Here is a 19,706-nt window from a genome sequence, read left to right on the forward strand (position 1 = left end):
GATTTGTTGATATGTCGAGTTCGCAAGTTATAGAGCAGGTTCCGAGTATCCCCGCAAATTACTCTCGCTTGATTGCTCGTGAGCTTGAATTACAAGAGCGTGAATTAAGCCGTTTATTATTTGCGACCACGTTAACGTCAGCGCAATTGATGAGTGAAGACACTTTGCTTACGCCAGCCCAACAAGTTCAGATTGTGATGAACGGTTTACGTATATCAAAAGATGAATCAATAGGTCTTCGATTAGGCAAAAAATTAACACCACCTACTCATGGTGCTTTAGGTTTTCTGGCAAACAGTAGTCCAACGTTATTGACAGCTGTTCGCTCTTTTCAAGAATTTATTCCGACCCGAATGAGTTTTATTGAAATGAGTTTAGAGGAATCGGGGGACTGGTTAAAATGTTATTTTGATTTGAAACTCGAAGCCGATAACACAGTGTTCAGAACTATATTGGATGCAGCGTCTATGTCGTTATTAGCCTGTATCGAATTTGTGCTTGGTCGTGAGCTGTTTGATGGCCACTTACAGTTCTCTCTTGCCGCGCCTAATTATATTGAGCGCTATGCTGAGTTTATCCCCTGCCCGGTTGAGTTTTCTTGTGCGCGGAATTGTTTAAAAATTCCTCTGGCTCTAAAAGATATTGAAAACGTTTCGTCTAACCATGAAAACTATGTGATTGCTTTACAGCAATGCCAGCAAATGTTGTCGCAATTACCTGATGATACATTTTCAAAAACCTATCAAGTTAAAAAGTTAATATTATCCTATCCTCCGGGGCGGTTGTCTGAAGACGCTGTCGCAGAGTTGATGTTCATTACTAAGCGAACTTTGGCGCGGCGTTTAATAAAAGAAGGAACCGGCTTTCGACAAATAAAAGAGAAAATAATGGCTGAGCAGGCACTGAATTATTTACGTGATACGGAACTGTCTGTCGAATCGATTGCGGGATTATTGAATTATCATGACAGCGCTAACTTTCGACGTGCATTTAAGCGTTGGTATCACTGTCCACCAAATGATTACCGTGATCTACTCAAATCAACATATTTTGAATAGACAGTGATTAGTTTTTTTATCCTTGTAGCTGCATCTTAATATCTATGAAAATCAATCAATAATTAGGAAATATGATAATGAAAACGGTATTAATTATTGGTGGGGGACACGCAGCAGCGGCTGCAGTGGTTGCATTGCGAGCTAGTAAATGGGATGGCAAAATCGTGATGATTAGCGATAAAACTGACCTACCTTATCAACGTCCACCGCTTTCAAAGGGTTATTTGTTAGGCAGTATTAACGAACAGCAGTTACCCATTAAGAGTCGTGTTTTGTACGATAAACTGGATTGCGAACTTAAGTTAGGCATATCGGTTACACACATTGACCGAAATAGTAAAAGACTGACCATGAATAACGCCGAGCATATTAATTACGACCACTTAATAATTGCTACGGGCACAAGCGCCAGAAAGTTAAGCGTTCCAGGTGCTGACTTAGATTGTGTACATTATTTACGTACCTTGGAAGATGCAAAACGTATCAAGCAATATATAGCACCCGAGACTAAATTATTGATAGTAGGCGCAGGGTATATAGGTCTAGAAATGCCACTTCGTCTTTGGAATAACCGCTATTTTTACTACTTTGCATTGGCAAAACTGTGTAAGCCTATAAATGCAGTACCTGTTGCCGCGGCAATCATTTTTAACAGATCACGTTTTTTCATAATTAAAGATTACCTTTTTTCAGCTCATCTACCGCAAAGCTTGCAGCTCTGGCGGTTAAAGCCATATAGGTCAAAGAAGGATTGACACAAGATGCTGTCGTCATACATGCACCATCGGTTACAAATACGTTAAGCGCATCCCACACCTGATTGTGACCGTTAAGTACCGAGGCTTTAGGATCTCTGCCCATCCGCGCAGTACCCATTTCATGAATACCCAAACCAGGATAATAATCGCTTTCAAATCCTTGTACGTTGGTCAAACCTGCCGCTTCGAACATATCGACGGCGTCCTGCTGCATATCTTTACGCATGCGTATTTCGTTATCTCGAATAGCAACGTCCATGGCCAATAGGGGAGTCCCCATTTATCGGTCTTCTTAGGATCCAAATAAATACGATTGCTATGTCCGGGTAACATCTCACCAAAGGCTGTCATACCAATAGTCCAAGGGCCTGGTTCGCTTATGGCATCTTTTAGGTTAGCACCTAAGTCCATTTCTGCGACATCCCTTCCCCATCCTTGACGGCTTGCTGAGCCCTGATAACCAAAACCACCTTCCCATACATCTGTGGCCGAATTCATCAACAACCAAGCTGAATTACAGGACGAGGCATTAACAAAGATAATTTTGCTATTAAATAACTCCATTTGTATCACTACGCCTTTTTGTTCAGCGTGAGGTAATATCCGTTGCAGGCCTTTTAGGGACAATGATTTGGATTTGGACTCAGATGCACTTGTAGCAAAACTAAGAGCAACATTAGAGCCAAGAGCTGCACCGGTTATCGCCATACCTTTAAGCAGATTTCGACGAGGATTATTCATTTACAGTCACCTTTTTTCATTTAAATGCGAACTTTACAAATTATGGAAAATCGCAACACCATAAATACACAACTGCGAGAATTGTTTTGGCATTATTTTTACGGGGTAAAAAATAATGCTCTTCATCATGAAATTAATTCGTGATCCTATTCAACATCTTGACTAAAACCATTTATGAAGAGTTCTGATATTAATCAAAAGCTTGAGGCATATTATTGAAATATAAATTTTGAAGGTTCAGACAGGAATTAAACTCTGCTCGTAACAATTAAATGATACCCAAAGTCATTAACTGATGCTTTAAGTGTTACCTCACAACCAATACAAATGAAGCGGGCATAGTTTTGGTTATTCCTTTTGACTAAAAAAGGGGAATATTGTCTGTTATCGATGCATATTGGAATTTTCAGTATTTTGTTTTAAGGGCGCCAGCAACAAATAGAAAATCCAGGCTAACCAAGAAACAAAAATTATCAATAATACCCACGCTACTTTTTCGCCTCCTTGAGTGCGATTTGATTTTGCGACTAATATTATTGGGACTAACCAAATCAAAAAAAATAGTAATACTATAAACAAACCAAACATTAAACACTCTCCCCAATCTTTGTTTTATAACGCTAAGTTAGATATACCGCCTATGCTCAGCCAAATACCCTAAAATTAGAAACACCAAAACAACTGTCAATCCCCGATACATAAGAGGAATCAAGAGTATAAGCATTTTTAAATAAGGTGTGGCAAACACCACTAACAACCCATAACCAAAAGCACAGACCAGCACAAATACTAAGGTGCGGATCACAAAATGGTAAGGACTGATCATACGTTTAATATGTTTATTAAACACATCCCCATACACCACTAAAATAGTGGCCAAAATCGTCAAGGCAATTTCACTATAATAGGGCTGTGTCCATTGGCTAAGCTGAGTGAATACCGACTGGACCCAGTCCGTCTAAATAAACCCTTTTAGTTCAACGAATAGATCCATCATTTCTTGCTCATTCAGCACTTTAACGCCTAACGCTTCGGCTTTTGCCAATTTAGAACCCGCCTTTTCACCTGCCACTACACAGCTGGTTTTAGCGGACACACTGCCCGCTACTTTTGCACCTAAGGATTGAAGCATGGACTTAGCGGCGTTTCGATCCATTTGATCTAAAGTACCCGTCAATACAAAGGTTTGCCCTGTAAGAGGTAAGGCATCCACCTCGACTTTATCAATTTTAGGCCAGTGTATGCCTGCTGTTAATAACGCGTCTATCACTTGAACATTATGATCTTCTGCAAAAAAATTGACTAAGTGCTGAGCCACTATCGCGCCCACATCACTCACTTCTTGCAAACTTTCTATATCCGCTTGTTTAATGGCATGCAATTCACAGTAATGTGCGGCTAAGTTAGCTGCAGTCGCTTCACCAACCTCGCGAATACCTAAGGAATACATAAACTTAGCAAGAGTGGTCTGTTTACAGTTTTCAAGAGACTGAATTAGGTTGGCAGCCGATTTTTCACCCATACGTTCTAAGTTCGAAATTTGCATAAACTCTAATTTGAAGAAATCAGCCGGGGTTTTGACTAATTTTTGGTCGACCAATTGCTCAATGATCTTGTCACCTAATCCGTCAATATCAAAGGCTTTGCGGGAGGCGAAATGTTTCATTGACTCTTTAAGTTGGGCAGCACAATATAGCCCGCCAGTACATCTGGCTATCGCTTCATCTTCGAGTTTTTCGATAGCAGAGTCGCAGATTGGACATGTTTTTGGAAACACTATGTCTCGCGCATCTTCAGGGCGTTGCTCAACAATCACTGAGACGACTTGTGGTATCACATCCCCTGCCCGTCTTATAATCACAGTATCGCCAATTTTCAAACCAAGGCGTTGAATTTCGTCAGCATTATGCAAAGTGGCATTAGACACAGTCACGCCGCCAACAAATACAGGCTCTAGTCTTGCCACAGGTGTAATAGCACCTGTTCTGCCAACTTGAAACTCCACGTCTTGCACCACTGTCATTTCTTCTTGTGCGGGGAATTTATAGGCAATGGCCCAACGTGGGGCTCGGGCTACAAAGCCAAGTTTTTGCTGCAATTCAATGTTATCGGCTTTAAAAACAACACCATCAATATCGTAATTAAGTGAGTCACGAACATCACCTAGGTGCTGGTAATAATCCAAACATGCTGCTGCCCCTTGGGCGACTTGTAATTCTTGACTTAAAGGTAAACCCCAGTCGCTTAACTGTTTTAATCTGGCTGAGTGACTATCTGCCAATGGATATTGTTCGTTTTCGACTAAACCTAAGGAATAACAGAAAAACAGCAATGGGCGCTTAGCGGTAATTCGAGAGTCCAATTGTCGCAAGCTGCCAGCAGCCGCGTTGCGCGGATTGGCAAAGGCCTTTTTATCTTGTTCTAGCTGAGTTTTGTTGAGCTTTGCAAAGCCGTCTCGGGTCATTACAACTTCACCACGCACTTCCAAACGCTCGGGAAAATCATCACCACGTAACATAAGCGGAATATTACGAATGGTACGCACGTTGGCTGTGATATTTTCACCTATTCTGCCGTCGCCACGTGTAGCTCCGCGCACCAATTTACCCTGCTCATATAACAAACTGACTGCCAGCCCATCCAACTTAGGCTCACAGCTATAACTAATTTCAGTATCGTTTTTGAGCCTGTCTTGCATGCGCTTTTCAAAAGCTAAAAATGATCCTTTATCAAAAACGTTATCCAACGACAACATGGGCACCTCATGCGCCACCTGTTCAAATTCAGGTAAGGGTATGTCGCCGACTTTTTGGCTTGGAGAATCATCCGTCAATAATTCTGGATATTTTTGTTCGATTGCCTGTAACGCTTTCATCTGCCTGTCATATTCGGCATCGGGAACACTAGGATTGTCTAACACATAATATTGATAGTTATATTCTGAGATGGTGGTTTTAAGTGAAGCGAGTTGCTTAATAATATCTTGCGAGGCTGCCATAAAAGCATTCCAGTAAAAGAGAAAGTGGAGCTTTGCCCTAGATACAGCTCCTAGGGCAAAATAAAAAAGAACATAATAATGTGGAGTAGATCAGACTCTTAATAAGCGCTGACGTTCAAATTCTCGAATTTTTTCCACGTATTGCTGCAGACTTTGTTTCGTTAACAAAGTGCGTTTTCCATCGTATATTTGTGCTGAAAATTCTTCAGCAATTTTGCGTGCAGCATTATGCATCATATTAAATACTTGATGAGGCTCACCTTCAATCGGCAAAATCATAAATAAAGAAATGCCCTGAGTGGTAAAGTTTTCTAAGTTATCTATATCGAAATTACCCGGCTTAAACATGTTGGCTAGACTAAACAATACAGGTCCTTTGCCATTTGAATTAACATGGCGGTGAAAAATATCTTGGTCACCAAATTTAAAGCCCAAAGTGAGTAACATGGGCAGCAACGCAGAGCCGGGAATAGGGTTATCGTCAGCCGACTTAACATTCAGCACTAATACCTCTTGGGGTTGCTCTGACTCTACTGGCTGCGTTTTTAAGTCCTCTTTTTGCTCTGGTTTAGCAGTCGGTTGATCATCAAAATCGATACGCATTTGATCTTCAGTCATCTTAGGCTCACGGCGTTTTCTAACTGAATCCGCCTTTTTAAGTTTAACTAAATTACGGGCTTGTTCAGACAAACTAAGTTTTTCAGCCAAAGTAGCATGAGGTTTATCCTCAGTCTGTTGTTGTGCGGTGGCCGCAGGGGAATCAGCCTTAGTTGGCTGCTCGGCTATATCTCTGGAGCCCCATACACTCTCTGGCACAGGCTCAGGCTCTGGCACTTCTTTCTTTAATAAAAAGGGTGGAGGTTCTGGCGCTTGATAATTATCTTTTGAGCCATGATTAGAAGCCCCTGAAAACTGCGATGCGACTACTTTTGGTGATGTATGACTATGGTTTGATGTGGCTCTTTCTTGCTGTGAAATAGTCACGGTTTCTGCTGATAAAGAGGTATGTTTCGCGGCATACTCAGGCTTAGGTTGTGTCACAACAGATGCATAAATTTTGCTAGATGGCGTTTTTTCTGGCTCCACTTGAGTGTTTGTTTCGGGAGTCTGCTGTGTATTCTCACTAACTTTATTCTCATTACCTTTCTCGGCGCTAGATACAACTCGCACTGCGCCTACCCCCAAATCATCAAAATCATTTGTTGTTGACGTTGCGTCAGCTATATCAGGTGCAACTTTAGCCGATGCAATTTCATCGCCCTCAATATCAAATTTGATATCCAAATCGTCATCAGTGTCGCGGCTCTCGTAATTGACGTCTTCGTCAAACCTATCAGTATCAGACTGCCAACCGGAGGGCTGATACTCTTGGTCGTTTTTATGTTTGCTAGGAGTTGATTTCTTCTCGCTATTTTTTCGGGACAGCCAAATACCGTGAACGGCAAGACCAACAATCACCAAACTGCCTATTACTAATAACGACCAACGTAAACCATCTGCTTCCATTAACTTACTCGTACTTCTTTATCATTCATTAAAAGGGGTATGTATTTTGTGCTTAGGCCTGGGCAATTGCCACGGCTTCATCAACATCTACAGCAACCATACGTGACACACCTGGCTCGGCCATTGTAACACCAGTTAAATGTGTTGCCATTTCCATGGCTATCTTATTGTGTGTGATAAAAATAAATTGCACTGTTTTCGACATTTCTGACACCAACTTACAAAATCGGACCACATTAGCATCATCCAGTGGCGCATCCACTTCATCTAACAAACAAAATGGCGCGGGATTCAACCTAAAAATAGCGAACACCAATGATAAAGCGGTCAACGCTTTTTCACCACCAGAAAGTAGATGAATGGTACTGTTTTTCTTACCCGGTGGTCTGGCCATAATAGTCACACCCGTTTCGAGTAAATCGTCGTCGGTTAGTTCAAGATAAGCCGTTCCACCACCAAATACCTTAGGGAATAACAGTTTTAGGTCTTCGTTGACTTGGTCAAAGGTTTCTTTAAAACGTGAGCGGGTTTCTTTATCAATCTTACGAATGGCTTGCTCTAGAATATCTAAAGCAGAAACCAAATCATCATTTTGGTCATCTAGATGTTGTTTACGCTCAGCCTGAACATCATATTCTTCAACGGCTGCAAGATTCACCGCACCTAGTTTACCCACAGACGTGATGGTTTTATCTAACAAGAATTGCCATTTTTTTTCATCTGCATCATCAGGCAAGGTATCTAACACCGATTTAAGGTTTTGCTGCATTTCTTGCAGTTGCTCTATTACACCGTTGGCTCTCACCCGGTAACCTTCACAATCAAGTTTAAGGCTTTGCAATTCACTCAGCATCACCTGAATTTTCTCCGTGACACCTTTTTGACCTTTTTCAGACAGGGTTAACTTTTCGTCTATTGTGGCTAGTTTATCATTCAACTCTTGTTGCTGAATATCCAAAGTGTTTTTTTGTTGTAACAACTGTTGTAACGATTCTTGTTGGTCTTCAAGTGGCATAGCCAGTTCAGCAAACTCGGCTTTTAATAAGCCCAATTTTTGTTGCATGTTATTTAAAAGTTGTGCTTCTCGCTGCTGGTTGGCGGTTAACCCTTGATATTGACTTTGTATACTTTGTAAATGCAAAGCAAATTGATGTAACTTATTTTTAGTGGATTCTAGCTGAGTGCGACTATCAGAGACTTTTTGCTGTTGCTGCTCTCGGTTTAGCTCAAACTCAGTTTGCTGCTCTTGTAACGACTCGACCGCTTGTTCGAGCTCTTCTGCTTGCATTGATAACTCTTCAAGCTGCTGCTGTTCCTCTTCTGAGGTATCTTGTTGGCGCAGTAATTCTTGGGATAGTCGAGTATTACGGCCCATATTTTGTTGTTGCTGCTGTGCCAGTAATTGCTGTTGATTCTTTGCTTGCTGTAAATTGAGTTTTAGATGTTCACATTGCTGCTTGCCAGTTTCTGCACTGTGCTTAGCAACACCAAGCTTGTCTTCGGCGTCACTTACCGTTGACTCTGCATCTAAAAGGTTGCTTTTGACAAGTTCAAGTTGAGCTTCAAGTTGTTTAATTTGATTGGCGCGTTTTAATAACCCCTGTTGCTGATCAGCACTACCTACTAACATCCACCCCTGCCCTAACCAATAACCATCATGGGTCACAACACTTTGATAATTCGCTAAATCGGCTAACATATCCAGCCCTTGTTTAAGGTCAGTGGCATACATAATATGGGTTAACCAACTGGGTACAGTGTGGTTATTTAATTTAGTCGCTATGCTTTTTTCAGGCATGGTGGCGCTGCTGTTATCAGTGTAGTTATCTTGAAACAACCAAGCTGAACCAGACAATTCAACTAATTTACCTTGGCTAGTGTTTTCTGGCAGCACAATGGCATGTTGCCATTGCTGAGTAATAGTTTCGAATGCCTCTTCCCAGCCATTTTGAATATCTAAAGTATGCAACCAAGGCTGAGTTTTCAGCTCATTTTTTTGAATAAATTTTTGTGAGCTAGCATCAAGATCATTGGTTTGTTGTAATGCATTTAATGCTGCCAGTTGGGCTTCAATACTTTGTAAATCCCCACTTACCTTCATATGGTGGTGTGCAGTGTGTTTTAAGTTGAGCTGGGCACTTTCCTGTATAGACAGACTATGAACTGCATTTTCAGCGCTTTGTTGTGTCTGATCTTCAAGGATCAAAATTTCTTCTTGGCAAGCTTCTATCTTTGCAGTTAGTCCATCATCCAAAACTTCATTTAGCTCATCTTTAAGCTCACCAATACGCTGTCCAGTACGCATTTGCATAGACATTAAAGACTGAATTTTGCCATGACAACTTTGGGCTTGTTGTTTACCTTGATTAAATTCAAGATTTTGCTTTTGCCATTGATGTTGTTGCTGGCTAAACTGCTCTTCCGCTCCAAGCAATACACTTTGTGCTTGCTCTACCTGCTCTTCGGATAATTGTTTTTCTGGCTCAGCCAATGATAGCTGTTCTGATAACACGTCAATTTTTTCAAGGTTCTGCTGATGATGGGCTTCATTATCAGTAACAGCAACTTGCAGGACAGTAGATTCTTGCTCAATTTGCTGACGTCTTTGTTTGGTATGAATTTGATTCTGTTCGATACGGGTAATATCGGTACTGACTCTAAACACTTGTTGCTGAATATCATTAAGCTGTTGCTTGTAATCTTGTTGCTGTTGTTTAAATTCAACAATGTCTTTTTCTTCATTACGCTGAGTGGCCACGTAAGCTTCGATATCGGCATTTTTTTGGGCGATAGCTAATTCTAGCGTCTCAATTTTTGCACTTTGCTGTAACCAGCGAATAGCGGCTAATTCAGCTTTGTAACGGCGCTCATTTTGCTTGAGCTCTTTATAACGTTTAGCGGCAGTGGCTTGGCGTTGTAGTTTTTCTAATTGCTGGCCTAATTCCCCACGAACATCTTCGAGGCGCTCTAAGTTTTCTTTAGTATGTCGAATACGGGTTTCAGTTTCTCGGCGCCGCTCTTTGTATTTAGAAACACCCGCGGCTTCTTCAATAAATATTCTTAGCTCCTGAGGCTTAGACTCAATCAAACGGGAAATCATACCTTGTTCGATTATCGCGTAACTACGGGGTCCTAAACCTGTACCTAAAAATAAATCGGTCACGTCACGGCGGCGACATTTTGTGTTGTTTAGTAAGTAACTGGATTGGGCATCTTTAGTCACTATACGTTTAACCGACAACTCGTTGTAACCCGCATATTCACCTTGAATACGCCCTGATGAATTATCAAACACTAATTCAACGCTACATTGTGAAACAGGCTTACGGGCAGTGGAACCATTAAAAATAACGTCTGTCATGGAAGCGCCACGGAGATTTTTTGCAGAGCTTTCACCTAACACCCAACGCACAGCATCAATCACGTTGGATTTGCCACAGCCGTTAGGCCCGACAACCGCCGTCATATCATCTGGAAAAGGGATAGTGGTTGGGTCAACAAAAGACTTAAACCCAGCCAACTTGATTTTTTTTAAGCGCATATAAAGATGGAATCATTCCGAAAATTGTTATTATTTTTTTGCTCCAGAGGTTGAATGTACCAAAAGTCATCATGTGTAACAATTGACGTTTTGACCCTTTGCTCTAGTTACGTATACTTCCCAATCTTATTTTAAAGAAAAAGGGTGTTTTTCATTCAGTTGAAACATCAAAAACAGCCAGCATTACAGGTGTCATATGGATTATTTTTTTCAAGGTTTTAGATTAATCACCACCAAAGGTTTGAAACGCTTCGTGTTTTTCCCGTTGGCCATTAACCTTATCTTGTTTTCTGCGGGTTTTTACTATTTATTTGGTGAAATCAGCAGCAGTATTCTTTGGTTAACAAATCTCATTCCCGATTGGGATTGGTTGAGTTGGTTAAAAGACGGCTTAAGCTACATTATTTGGCCTATCGCCGTAATCACCATTTTACTAATATTCGCATTAATATTTGGCACTTTGGCCAATTGGATTGCTGCGCCTTTTAATGGATTATTAGCTGAAAAAGTCGAACAGCATCTAACCGGTCAACCTATGGACGATAGTGGTTTATTGGATGTGTTTAAAGATATCCCCCGTACATTAGGGCGTGAACTATCAAAGCTCACCTATTACATACCAAGAGCCATCGGCTTTTTGTTATTGTTTTTTATATTGCCTGTATTCGGACAAGTAATATGGTTTTTGTTCTCAGCTTGGATGATGGCCGTTCAGTATTGTGACTATGCCTTTGATAATCACAAAGTGTCATTTAGAGATATGAAACGAGTATTACAAGACAACCGTACTCAAAGTTTTAGCTTTGGGATCACAGTCAGTATATTTTCGCTGATCCCCATTGTGAATTTTTTAGTGATGCCAGTAGCAGTATGTGGTGCAACGGCTTTATGGGTCGATGAGTTGAAAGAGCAGGTTTAGCAAAGCGTCAAGGCCTAATGTTGGTCGTAGTGCCCACCGATTGCAAAAATATAAATATACTCGTCATTGTATTTGTAAATAAACCTGTCTTTCTGGCTAAGTCTTCTAGACCATAGACCAGTCAAATTATGTTTTAGCAGTTCTGGCTTGCCTATACCTTCAGCCGGGTTATCACGGATCATCTCTTTTAATTGTCGGCATAATACTTTGTGTAGTTTTTTATCTTTTTCCCGTAGGTTTTCATACTCCTGCCAAGTATCACCCTCAAAGACCAGTGATCTCACTTAGTTCCTCCTTGCTTGGCTGGTATCCTTCGTTTTTTGCGTGTGTACTTGCTGAGGCAGCAATTTGCATCATGAGGCTGTTATTCTGCAATACATATAAGGTTTCTTGTTCTCTTTCCCAGTCGTCTGCACTAATAACTACAAAGTCATCGCCGCTACGCCTTGTCACTTTAAGGGGCATATGGTTACCAACTATTTGTTCTACAAAACTTTTCAAGTTGTCTCTAAATTTATTTACGCTTACAGTTTCCATATCTTCACCAATTAAATGTACGGGATTACCGTACATTATAGATAAAAGGCCTTAACAAAGCAATCTTACCGAACTCCGTGAGCTGTGACCTTTTGTGCATAGAGAGTGCAAAAAATTCGTCATCCAACTCCGTCCGTAAATTGCGGCGTTAGACCTCACTGATCATTCCTCAGAACTAGCCTTTTATGTCAAATGCATCCTTAGATCCTCTTCTCGTTGCGCCATGGTTCGTGCACGTCCATCTCGCGCTATCTCTCTTGCTCTTGTTCTAAGAGTGTTAATACTTCTGCGCACCAAAAGCACGCCTGTGCAAAAGCTATGGGGCTTCTCTGGGTCAGTTTAATGATTGCAACCTTTGCAGAGTGTTGCTCGGCATCTATTTCATTCGGCGGGGGCGTGTTCGAGCACATCAACTGTGCATGGGCTCAGCATTTTTAGGTCTGATTGTGGCTCGCGCATTCACTCTGTTGCCGCACAGGCTGCTTGGCCAACTTTTTTTTGTGCCCTATAGGGTCGTACAGAGACTATGGCGCTAATATTCCCTTTGGCGCTACTATAAGTTTATTGATGGATTTTGCGTTACAAATCTCTCACTGCGGCCCTTAAAGCTATTTTGTCGACTGTCTGTTAACTGATAATCTAAACATTAAAGGATAGTCAATTTTAAATTAACCATTGCTTAAAACGAGTCAGTCAGCTGACGCTCGTTATTTCCCAATAATTCTGATAACGGCGTTTCGGTGGGGTTAATATTGACGGTGAATTATCGCTTGCTAAAATGTCCAGAACCTTTTAATCAGAACAAAAAGTTGTTGTACATGAAACAGGATCGCTCATTGTAGACCCGGTTCAATAAATTTGGTATCGAGTATAGTTTAGAAGAGGCGCAGATCAAAGTGACTCCCTATTAATCCTGAGCTAGGACTTGGTTATCTAAAATTAATTGTGCGATGTTACCTCTTTACGTATTTTGACCGGTATTTCCAAACTGTCCCAAGCCATATCAATAGCTGGGATAGCAAAATATTTATCCTTAAGTGCCCACCTAGCGTAACGATTGTTTAGCTTTCGATAGCGAACTCTAGCGGATACTGTCAGCGGCGATCTCACCCAGGATGGAACCACAAATTGATACTTCACAATGTCTGATTCTCCCGCTTTGATCACCCTCCTAAACGCTTCCCCCACTCGGTTAAATAAGTCATGTTTCCACACCAACATACCGGCCCTATCGACTGGCATGGAGCGATAAAAATAGGCTTCTGGATCCACCTCTCCATCTATATCGATCTCACCGCTGGTATAAACAATGTCGCCAGCGGAATCGCTTACTCTAAATTCAACCCATACCTCATTGATATCTATGGTGCCCCCAGGGAAATTATGCCCAACACCACTATTACTAATAATGACCTCTATTTTTGCCATTTCACCCAAATAGTAAAAATACGACGCCTCTTCACTATTCCTAATTGACTCGTCAATAAATTGTAAAGATTGAATGGTATCCTTGCGATGAGGGGGATCGATTTGCAACCTAATCTTGTTAGCCTGTAAAAATGCCTTAGTAGCCTCGAATTGCTTAGTGTCACCCCTCATTAATGGCAGAAAGGTATTTGCCCCCGGAAAGTGATGTGCACGCACCAAGCCACTGGCATTGGCTGAAGGATCGTTGGAGCTTACTAAAGGCATATGGCAATCTTGGCATCTTAGGTAACTCTCGCTAGCAAAATTTCCCGCCTGGTGCTGTGAAAATGGACTAGCCGCCCATGCCCCATAGTCATCCTGCATTTTTACCCATCCCCAATCATTCATATCCTTATCCATAAATTGGGTGTGACAGGTCGCGCAGACTTTGGGATCTTTAAGTATTGGGTTGCCAAGATCTCTTTTGTGTTGGCTCGGATCCATTTTTAATAATTGATCATGCAATACCTGCAATAGCGGAATTTTACTGTTAGCGAATAAATAACGGGTGGCTGGGGTAAATTCATAACTCGCCACTCCTTTTATGTGTGGCAAGGACTGGATGCCGTGACAACTCATACAAGAAATCCCCTGTATATTTGCCAAAGTGCCACTAATCCCCCCATGTTTTCCACCGACTGATAATTGTCCGCTAAGGAGAGCAATTGGTGCATGACAACCTTCACAATAGCGTGATGCAGCAATGCCTTTTTTTTCAACCATTAAAGTAATATTGGTGACATAAGCGGGATCTGATGCCGCTTGCTGGTGCATAGAAGCAATCCACTGCTGACCGATCTCCTGATGACAATTGATACATGAAAACGAATTACCGATATCTTCCTCAGCCACAAAGCCCCGGTGTGAGACTTCCGTTTGGCTGGGCCGAAACGGGTGTTCACCATAGCTGTATTCATAATTATCGACGACAGGGCCTGACGCTACAGGTACTAGTGGCGTTGGGTATAACAGAGTGGCGATAAGAACCAGTGCTTGTAGACTTACATTTATTTTCAGCAGCCATTTTCCAGACCCCTTAGTGATACTAGGAAACACCCCCAACTCTGATTTTCTGCGATGAATGGGTAGGTACTTAATATGCAGAAAAATGTGCAGGATGAGTATACTAAAAAAACTGAGCGAACTAATGAGATGAACATCAAATATCCAGCCAAGCTTTTCTGACTGGCCGTAGTAGACCATATGCCAACCCGACGCCGCCGCAAAACAAAACAATAACAACAACAATAAGCCACTAGACAAGACTCCAGCTCGCCTGAACCCTAAAGTCCTGCGAAAGTGAAAATAAAAGTAGGGCAAAACAAACAAGGAAAATGCGCCACCGGACAATACATGAAGTAGTAAATTCCATTGAGACCAGACACTATGTGTGCTGACAACAATCGCTGACAGGCCAGTTAAAATCGCCGCCAAAAGTAACATATTGACCCATTTAGCCAAGCTTCGCTCCGACAGCAGAATATCTATTTTATTCAACATGGTCACCGCAGGTATTGCAGCACTTGTGCAGTGCTCTTAGCAGGAAGAATGACTGAGGCAAACAATTTTTGAGCTCGACTGCTGGTCTTTTTTTCCAACACAGTTGCCACATATTGCACCAGTTTTTTACTCCTTGAGCTATAGGGTAGGCTATCAATAATGTCCAATATCTCATTAGTACTCAATTGCTCCTTGTAATAGTCAAAAAACTGGTTGGCGACGTAAGGATCTTTGGTTGCGGCAAGTTTTAACAAATAAATTTTATCTGCCTGCCTTATCTTATTGTCATAAATAACGCTATTAAGTTTTATCCGCAGTTCCAGTTCATCCTTGTTGTTAGCTACTGAGCCAAGATGTTGGTAATACCAGATTAGAAAAGCCAATCCAGACTCCCCGCCATTGGGCTTTAATAGCGATTTTGGTACACGTTTTAGTGATACCTTCAGGATAGATGCAAAACCTAATATTTCAATTTGGGCGCTGTCCGGCACACGTTCTAGCAGTGAATAAACAAAAGTGCTTAGTTCTTGTGAAGACATCAAACCCGCAAGCTCCAATGTAGAATGCTGATCAGTTTCATCATGCAAATATTTTTCTACCAAACTATTTACAAAAAATGGAGAAAATCTGTACTTGCCCGCTAAGCCCCGCAAAATATTCTGTTGCGTGTTTAAGGACTCAAGGAGCAACAGGTTTTCAAGTGAGCTCGCTTGCAGCGAATTGCTCAGTTGAAGTAGCGTTTGAAACGCTTGTTCGTGTATAAACGGATTGACGTTATCCAGATAGACTTGGGCCATCGCATAAAACCCCTGGTTTTGACTGGCAGCCAGGGTTTTCAGGTGCTCAATTAAAATAGCTAGTGAACTATCGGTATTTATGCTTTGCGCAAGGAAGGTGTTCACCCGAAACAACCACTCAGTGGGCAGCACTATAGCCTCGCTATTTTCATACAGTTTTTGTATTGCTGCGAGATGCGATAACAGTAATCCTTGTTTAGCCCCACTACCTAGTTGCTTATCCAGGCTAAAATACGCAGACACTGTAGCTTCCAGTTCATTATAATTAAGCCTAGACAAGGCAATAAATGCAGCTGCCGCAGTATCCGCGGAGGTGTTTTGCTGTAATACCCTCAATATCGGTTTAACGGCTCTGGTATCGCGTATCAAGCCTAAGGCTCTGATGGTTTCAGTCACTACCTTGTTATTATTTAAGTCATTTAACAAAGCAATTAACGTTGGCACCGCACGTTTATTCTCCGCAGCAGCAAGTGCTTTTAACATACATATTTTAGTTTCATCTTGGGCTTGTGGTAATAACTTCAGCATAGGTGCCACTGTCAGTTGTTTTCGGTATACCACGGCTTCTTCTTGATCAAAGAAAAAACGCAAAGTATCAGCAACCGCACAGGCGATATTGTGATCAGTGTTTGACAAAAGCGGGATCAACCAGGAGATGCTGTACTCAAGCTCTTGTTTTTTTAGTATATTAATTGCAGTTACTGTTAGAACTGGATCTCGAAGTGCATCGAACACAACATAGTGTGGCTTAAGCTCGGTGTTTTCTGCGAACATAGCCAAAATACGTTTTTTTACCTCTAGTGTTGCTTCCAACCATAGCGCTGATAGATGAGATTGTGCGCTCAAGTCGGCATTAAGAAACAGTCTGGCCCAATTTATTAAGTCTTGTTCGCCTGCCTTTGCAAATCCAGAAACCAGGGTCGATTTTTCGAGAATAACATCCAATGGCTTAATAAGGTTCTGCTCGGGGAAAAGCTGATAGTAACGGTCGCCTTGCAGGTCGCTAAAACTTAGTTCTGGCCCCTTTTCTAGCTCCAATGTCAGCTCTACAATATGATCTTCCTGACCCAAACCAAAATGTATCCGTGGATCACTTTGAGAAAAAAGGTTTTGCTTAAAAGAAAGGATTTTAGTTTGTTCAGTATTGGCGGTACGTACCCTGATTTTCGCACCCTGCCAATGTTGTCCAGCAACGACTGATATTCCCAGCCAATGTTGTTTATTGGTATTTTCAACTTCAAAAAGTTGTATGGCATCATTGTTATTGGCGACTAATAACTCTAACTGACCGTCGTTGTTTAGATCCACCGTTACCACAGCTCGGGATGACATAGCTGTAACCTTAGGATCTTCCCCAGAGAAGGCGATAAAAGAACCATCCCCAGCATTCAAATAAAATCTATTCGATTGCCTTTGGCTAACATGTTGCGAGTCCGCTTCGGGGTTACTTCCACCGGCAGCAATATAAATATCGTCGGCGCCGTCGTTGTTCATGTCAGCGGCTACAGTGCCCCAATCGCTAGCATAAATGGCTTCTTTTTTCGAGAGTTTAACGACTTCAGACTGCTCGTTAAATGATTGGCGTTGTCCATCTATATGCTGTTTTAGAAATGTATTGCGTATTCCAGCACCTTGAGTGAAATATAATTCATTGTGGCCGTCGCCAAGCAGGTCACCTATAAGCACATCCCTGCTGCCCGGAATTTGTAATGCTCTGAAGGTATCCTTCGCTTCCGAAAAATTGCCTTTTCCATTATTAAGATACAGCCGGTTTGCGCTATCAAAATCATTCAAGACCAATATATCTAAATTACCGTCCTGGTTAACATCATGCCATCTGGCTCCAAGGCTGCGGCCGAGGGCGTTGCTAACAAAATAGTCTCCACTTACATCTAAAAATTGAAAATCACCCTGATTAATAAAAAGCTGATTGGCTTGGGCATCATATAAGCTTGGATCGAAATCAACATCTTTATCAGCCACAAAGCCCTGATTTTTCTCAAGGGTTTTGGCTCCTTTTCGGTACTTAACAAAATTTGTGGCGTAAATGTCCAGTAAACCATCATTATTCACGTCTGCAAAAGTGGCCTGTGTGGCCCATTCACCCTCACTTGAAAGTGCTGTACTGTCTATTTTTTTAAACCCGCCACCACCATCATTTGAGTAAATAAAATGCCCTCCAATACCCGACACAATTAAGTCGGTATCACCATCAGCGTCGAGATCAGCTGCCGCGCAGCCCATTCCCACCTGAAGACCATTAAGGCCCGAAGCCGCACTTATATCCGTTAAATACCTCCCCTGTTCATTTAGAAATAAGCGATTCCCTGTGATATTGTGCCACCAAGCCTGCTTACCATATTCTCGGGTAAAACCACTGCCACCAATCACAAATACATCCATCCAACCGTCCTGATTTACATCAAGAACACAAACCCCAGGACCCAGCGTCTCGACAAAAGAAGATAAATACTGAGATGATTGGCGGTGCTGGGCAACTAAGCCCCATTTCAATGAACTTTCCTTAAAAACCAAGTTTAACGAAGCATGCTCAACACTGTTCTTAGTGAGCGAAATATAGGGAGGTATTTGCAAACTCTGCTGCTGGCGATTATAAGTTGACCACCCTACCCCTAGGAATAAGAATAAGGTTAAAAACCATATTAAATATAGATATGTCTTGTTCATCCTGACTCTGTATCAATTCCGAATATGCTAGCCAGCTGATTTTTTAAAAACATCAGCAAAGAATAAATAACTGCTTTGCTAAATTTATAGTTGCAAAACCACTAAAAGTCCTATTTCAGTCTTATTTTTATCCCCTGTCTGTTTTTTTACCTCCCTTTATTTCACAATCATTATTTAAACTTATGAAAAATCGAGCTTTTACTTTTCACTCTCCTTTAGGGTGAATTTTCATTCCCATAGACGGGTAGATTATGTGTCACGTTATTTAACATAATTACACCTTTAACAATATTAGAGCAAAACTCTGGAAAGGAATAATCCATACAGGTCCTATTTTTACTGGGGTCGCATGTTTTATGAATTAATTTGCGCATGTACAAATCTTGAGCAATACTGTAACAAAATGTATATTAACAAAGTGAAATGAAGATATGTTTATTCGCAAAACTGCACACTCTAAAACTGCACACTCTATTATTCGTAGGCTTTTATTGTTAACACTTTTATCGGTCAGTTATTCAGCGAAAGCTGTGTATATTGAATACGAATTAAATCTCGTTAATGGCAATACCTACCAATATGATTACACCATATTTAACGATGATATAGCCGCGGGCATTGAAGAATTTGCGATTTTCTTTGATTATAATACAACGGAAAATTTGGCTGTGGTGGCATCCCCCGCGGTCTGGGATAGTCTCGTTATTCAACCAGACACCGGTCTTCCCGATGACGGATTGTTTGATTCTTTGGCTCTTGCTTCTCCTATCTCTCTGGGAGGTAGTCTCGGTGGGTTCTCAGTACAATTTGACTGGTTGGGCTCAAACAGCGGGCCTGTAGCGCAGGCGTTCGAGGTATATAATCCTTCAACATTTGCTGTATTGGCGTCAGGTAGCACGCTTTCTAGTGTGCCAGAGCCAGCATCACTGGCAATGATACTTATTGGACTGTTGTTAATAAAAAGACAAGTGGTCTACAGTAATAATACGACCACTTAATAAAAATATGACGTTTTGATTGGCGTCGTCTATAACTAACAATTAATATAATAAAAAAGTAATTGAAGATGAATTTTGTTTGCAGTAAGAGTTTTAAGGAATGTTAGCAGTATCTAATTAGAGCTTGTCGTCCCAGCTGTTCGCTGTAGGGCCAAAAACATATCTACGTAACTTCCGGAAGCCGACCTTCTTGGCCTC

General features: G+C 41.4%; 11 protein-coding genes and 2 pseudogenes. 4 read left to right on the forward strand and 9 right to left on the reverse strand.

All coding sequences use genetic code 11. The features are described 5' to 3' along the window. Positions 1–11 precede the first annotated feature (11 nt). Complete coding sequence (locus CXF95_RS10990; RefSeq protein WP_101198711.1) at positions 12–1,058, forward strand: AraC family transcriptional regulator; 1,047 nt, start codon at positions 12–14, stop codon at positions 1,056–1,058. Between the two features lie 77 nt (positions 1,059–1,135). Next, positions 1,136–1,813, forward strand: coding sequence for an FAD-dependent oxidoreductase (locus CXF95_RS10995; protein WP_232787765.1), 678 nt, complete (start codon positions 1,136–1,138; stop codon positions 1,811–1,813). Here CXF95_RS10995 and CXF95_RS31430 read toward each other — a convergent pair. The 5 genes and pseudogenes from CXF95_RS31430 to smc all read right to left on the reverse strand — a co-directional run. Next, positions 1,731–2,371 (reverse strand): annotated as a pseudogene (locus tag CXF95_RS31430) (GMC family oxidoreductase); the annotation flags it as partial. The gene CXF95_RS10995 and the pseudogene CXF95_RS31430 overlap by 83 nt on opposite strands. Before the next feature lie 811 nt (positions 2,372–3,182). Further along, positions 3,183–3,497 (reverse strand): annotated as a pseudogene (locus CXF95_RS11015) (DUF3392 domain-containing protein); the annotation flags it as partial. An 18-nt stretch (positions 3,498–3,515) separates the two neighbouring features. Beyond that, entirely contained in the window at positions 3,516–5,555 is a 2,040-nt protein-coding gene (gene ligA / locus CXF95_RS11020; RefSeq protein WP_101198713.1) for an NAD-dependent DNA ligase LigA, read from the reverse strand. A gap of 90 nt (positions 5,556–5,645) precedes the next feature. Continuing rightward, a complete protein-coding gene (gene zipA, locus CXF95_RS11025) occupies positions 5,646–7,061 on the reverse strand; it encodes a cell division protein ZipA (RefSeq protein WP_101198714.1) in 1,416 nt (471 codons plus the stop codon). Between the two features lie 52 nt (positions 7,062–7,113). Next, positions 7,114–10,602 carry a chromosome segregation protein SMC gene (smc, locus tag CXF95_RS11030; RefSeq protein ID WP_101198715.1) on the reverse strand — a complete coding sequence of 1,163 codons (3,489 nt, stop codon included), beginning with the start codon at positions 10,600–10,602 and terminating at the stop codon, positions 7,114–7,116. A gap of 196 nt (positions 10,603–10,798) precedes the next feature. Between smc and cysZ the strand changes: the two genes are divergently transcribed. Further along, on the forward strand, positions 10,799–11,521 hold the full coding sequence (gene cysZ / locus CXF95_RS11035) for a sulfate transporter CysZ (protein WP_101198716.1): 723 nt from the start codon (positions 10,799–10,801) through the stop codon (positions 11,519–11,521). Positions 11,522–11,535: 14 nt separating this feature from the next. Here the strand turns inward: cysZ and CXF95_RS11040 are convergent, their stop codons facing one another. The 4 genes from CXF95_RS11040 to CXF95_RS11055 form a co-directional block, all read right to left on the reverse strand. Further along, positions 11,536–11,805 (reverse strand): Txe/YoeB family addiction module toxin, encoded by a 270-nt coding sequence (locus CXF95_RS11040; RefSeq protein ID WP_101198717.1) that lies wholly within the window; start codon positions 11,803–11,805, stop codon positions 11,536–11,538. Beyond that, entirely contained in the window at positions 11,786–12,058 is a 273-nt protein-coding gene (locus CXF95_RS11045; RefSeq protein WP_101198782.1) for a type II toxin-antitoxin system Phd/YefM family antitoxin, read from the reverse strand. Before CXF95_RS11045 ends, CXF95_RS11040 begins: the two co-directional genes overlap by 20 nt. A gap of 939 nt (positions 12,059–12,997) precedes the next feature. Beyond that, positions 12,998–15,025: a multiheme c-type cytochrome gene (locus tag CXF95_RS11050; RefSeq protein WP_101198718.1), complete on the reverse strand. Its 2,028-nt coding sequence runs from the start codon at positions 15,023–15,025 to the stop codon at positions 12,998–13,000. A 2-nt stretch (positions 15,026–15,027) separates the two neighbouring features. Next, positions 15,028–18,336: an FG-GAP-like repeat-containing protein gene (locus tag CXF95_RS11055; protein ID WP_232787769.1), complete on the reverse strand. Its 3,309-nt coding sequence runs from the start codon at positions 18,334–18,336 to the stop codon at positions 15,028–15,030. Positions 18,337–18,941: 605 nt separating this feature from the next. Between CXF95_RS11055 and CXF95_RS11060 the strand changes: the two genes are divergently transcribed. Beyond that, positions 18,942–19,508, forward strand: a complete 567-nt coding sequence (locus CXF95_RS11060) for a PEP-CTERM sorting domain-containing protein (protein ID WP_101198720.1) — start codon at positions 18,942–18,944, stop codon at positions 19,506–19,508. Positions 19,509–19,706: the final 198 nt, after the last annotated feature.

It is taken from the genome of Paraglaciecola sp. MB-3u-78, assembly GCF_002835935.1.
Lineage (GTDB): Bacteria > Pseudomonadota > Gammaproteobacteria > Enterobacterales > Alteromonadaceae > Paraglaciecola.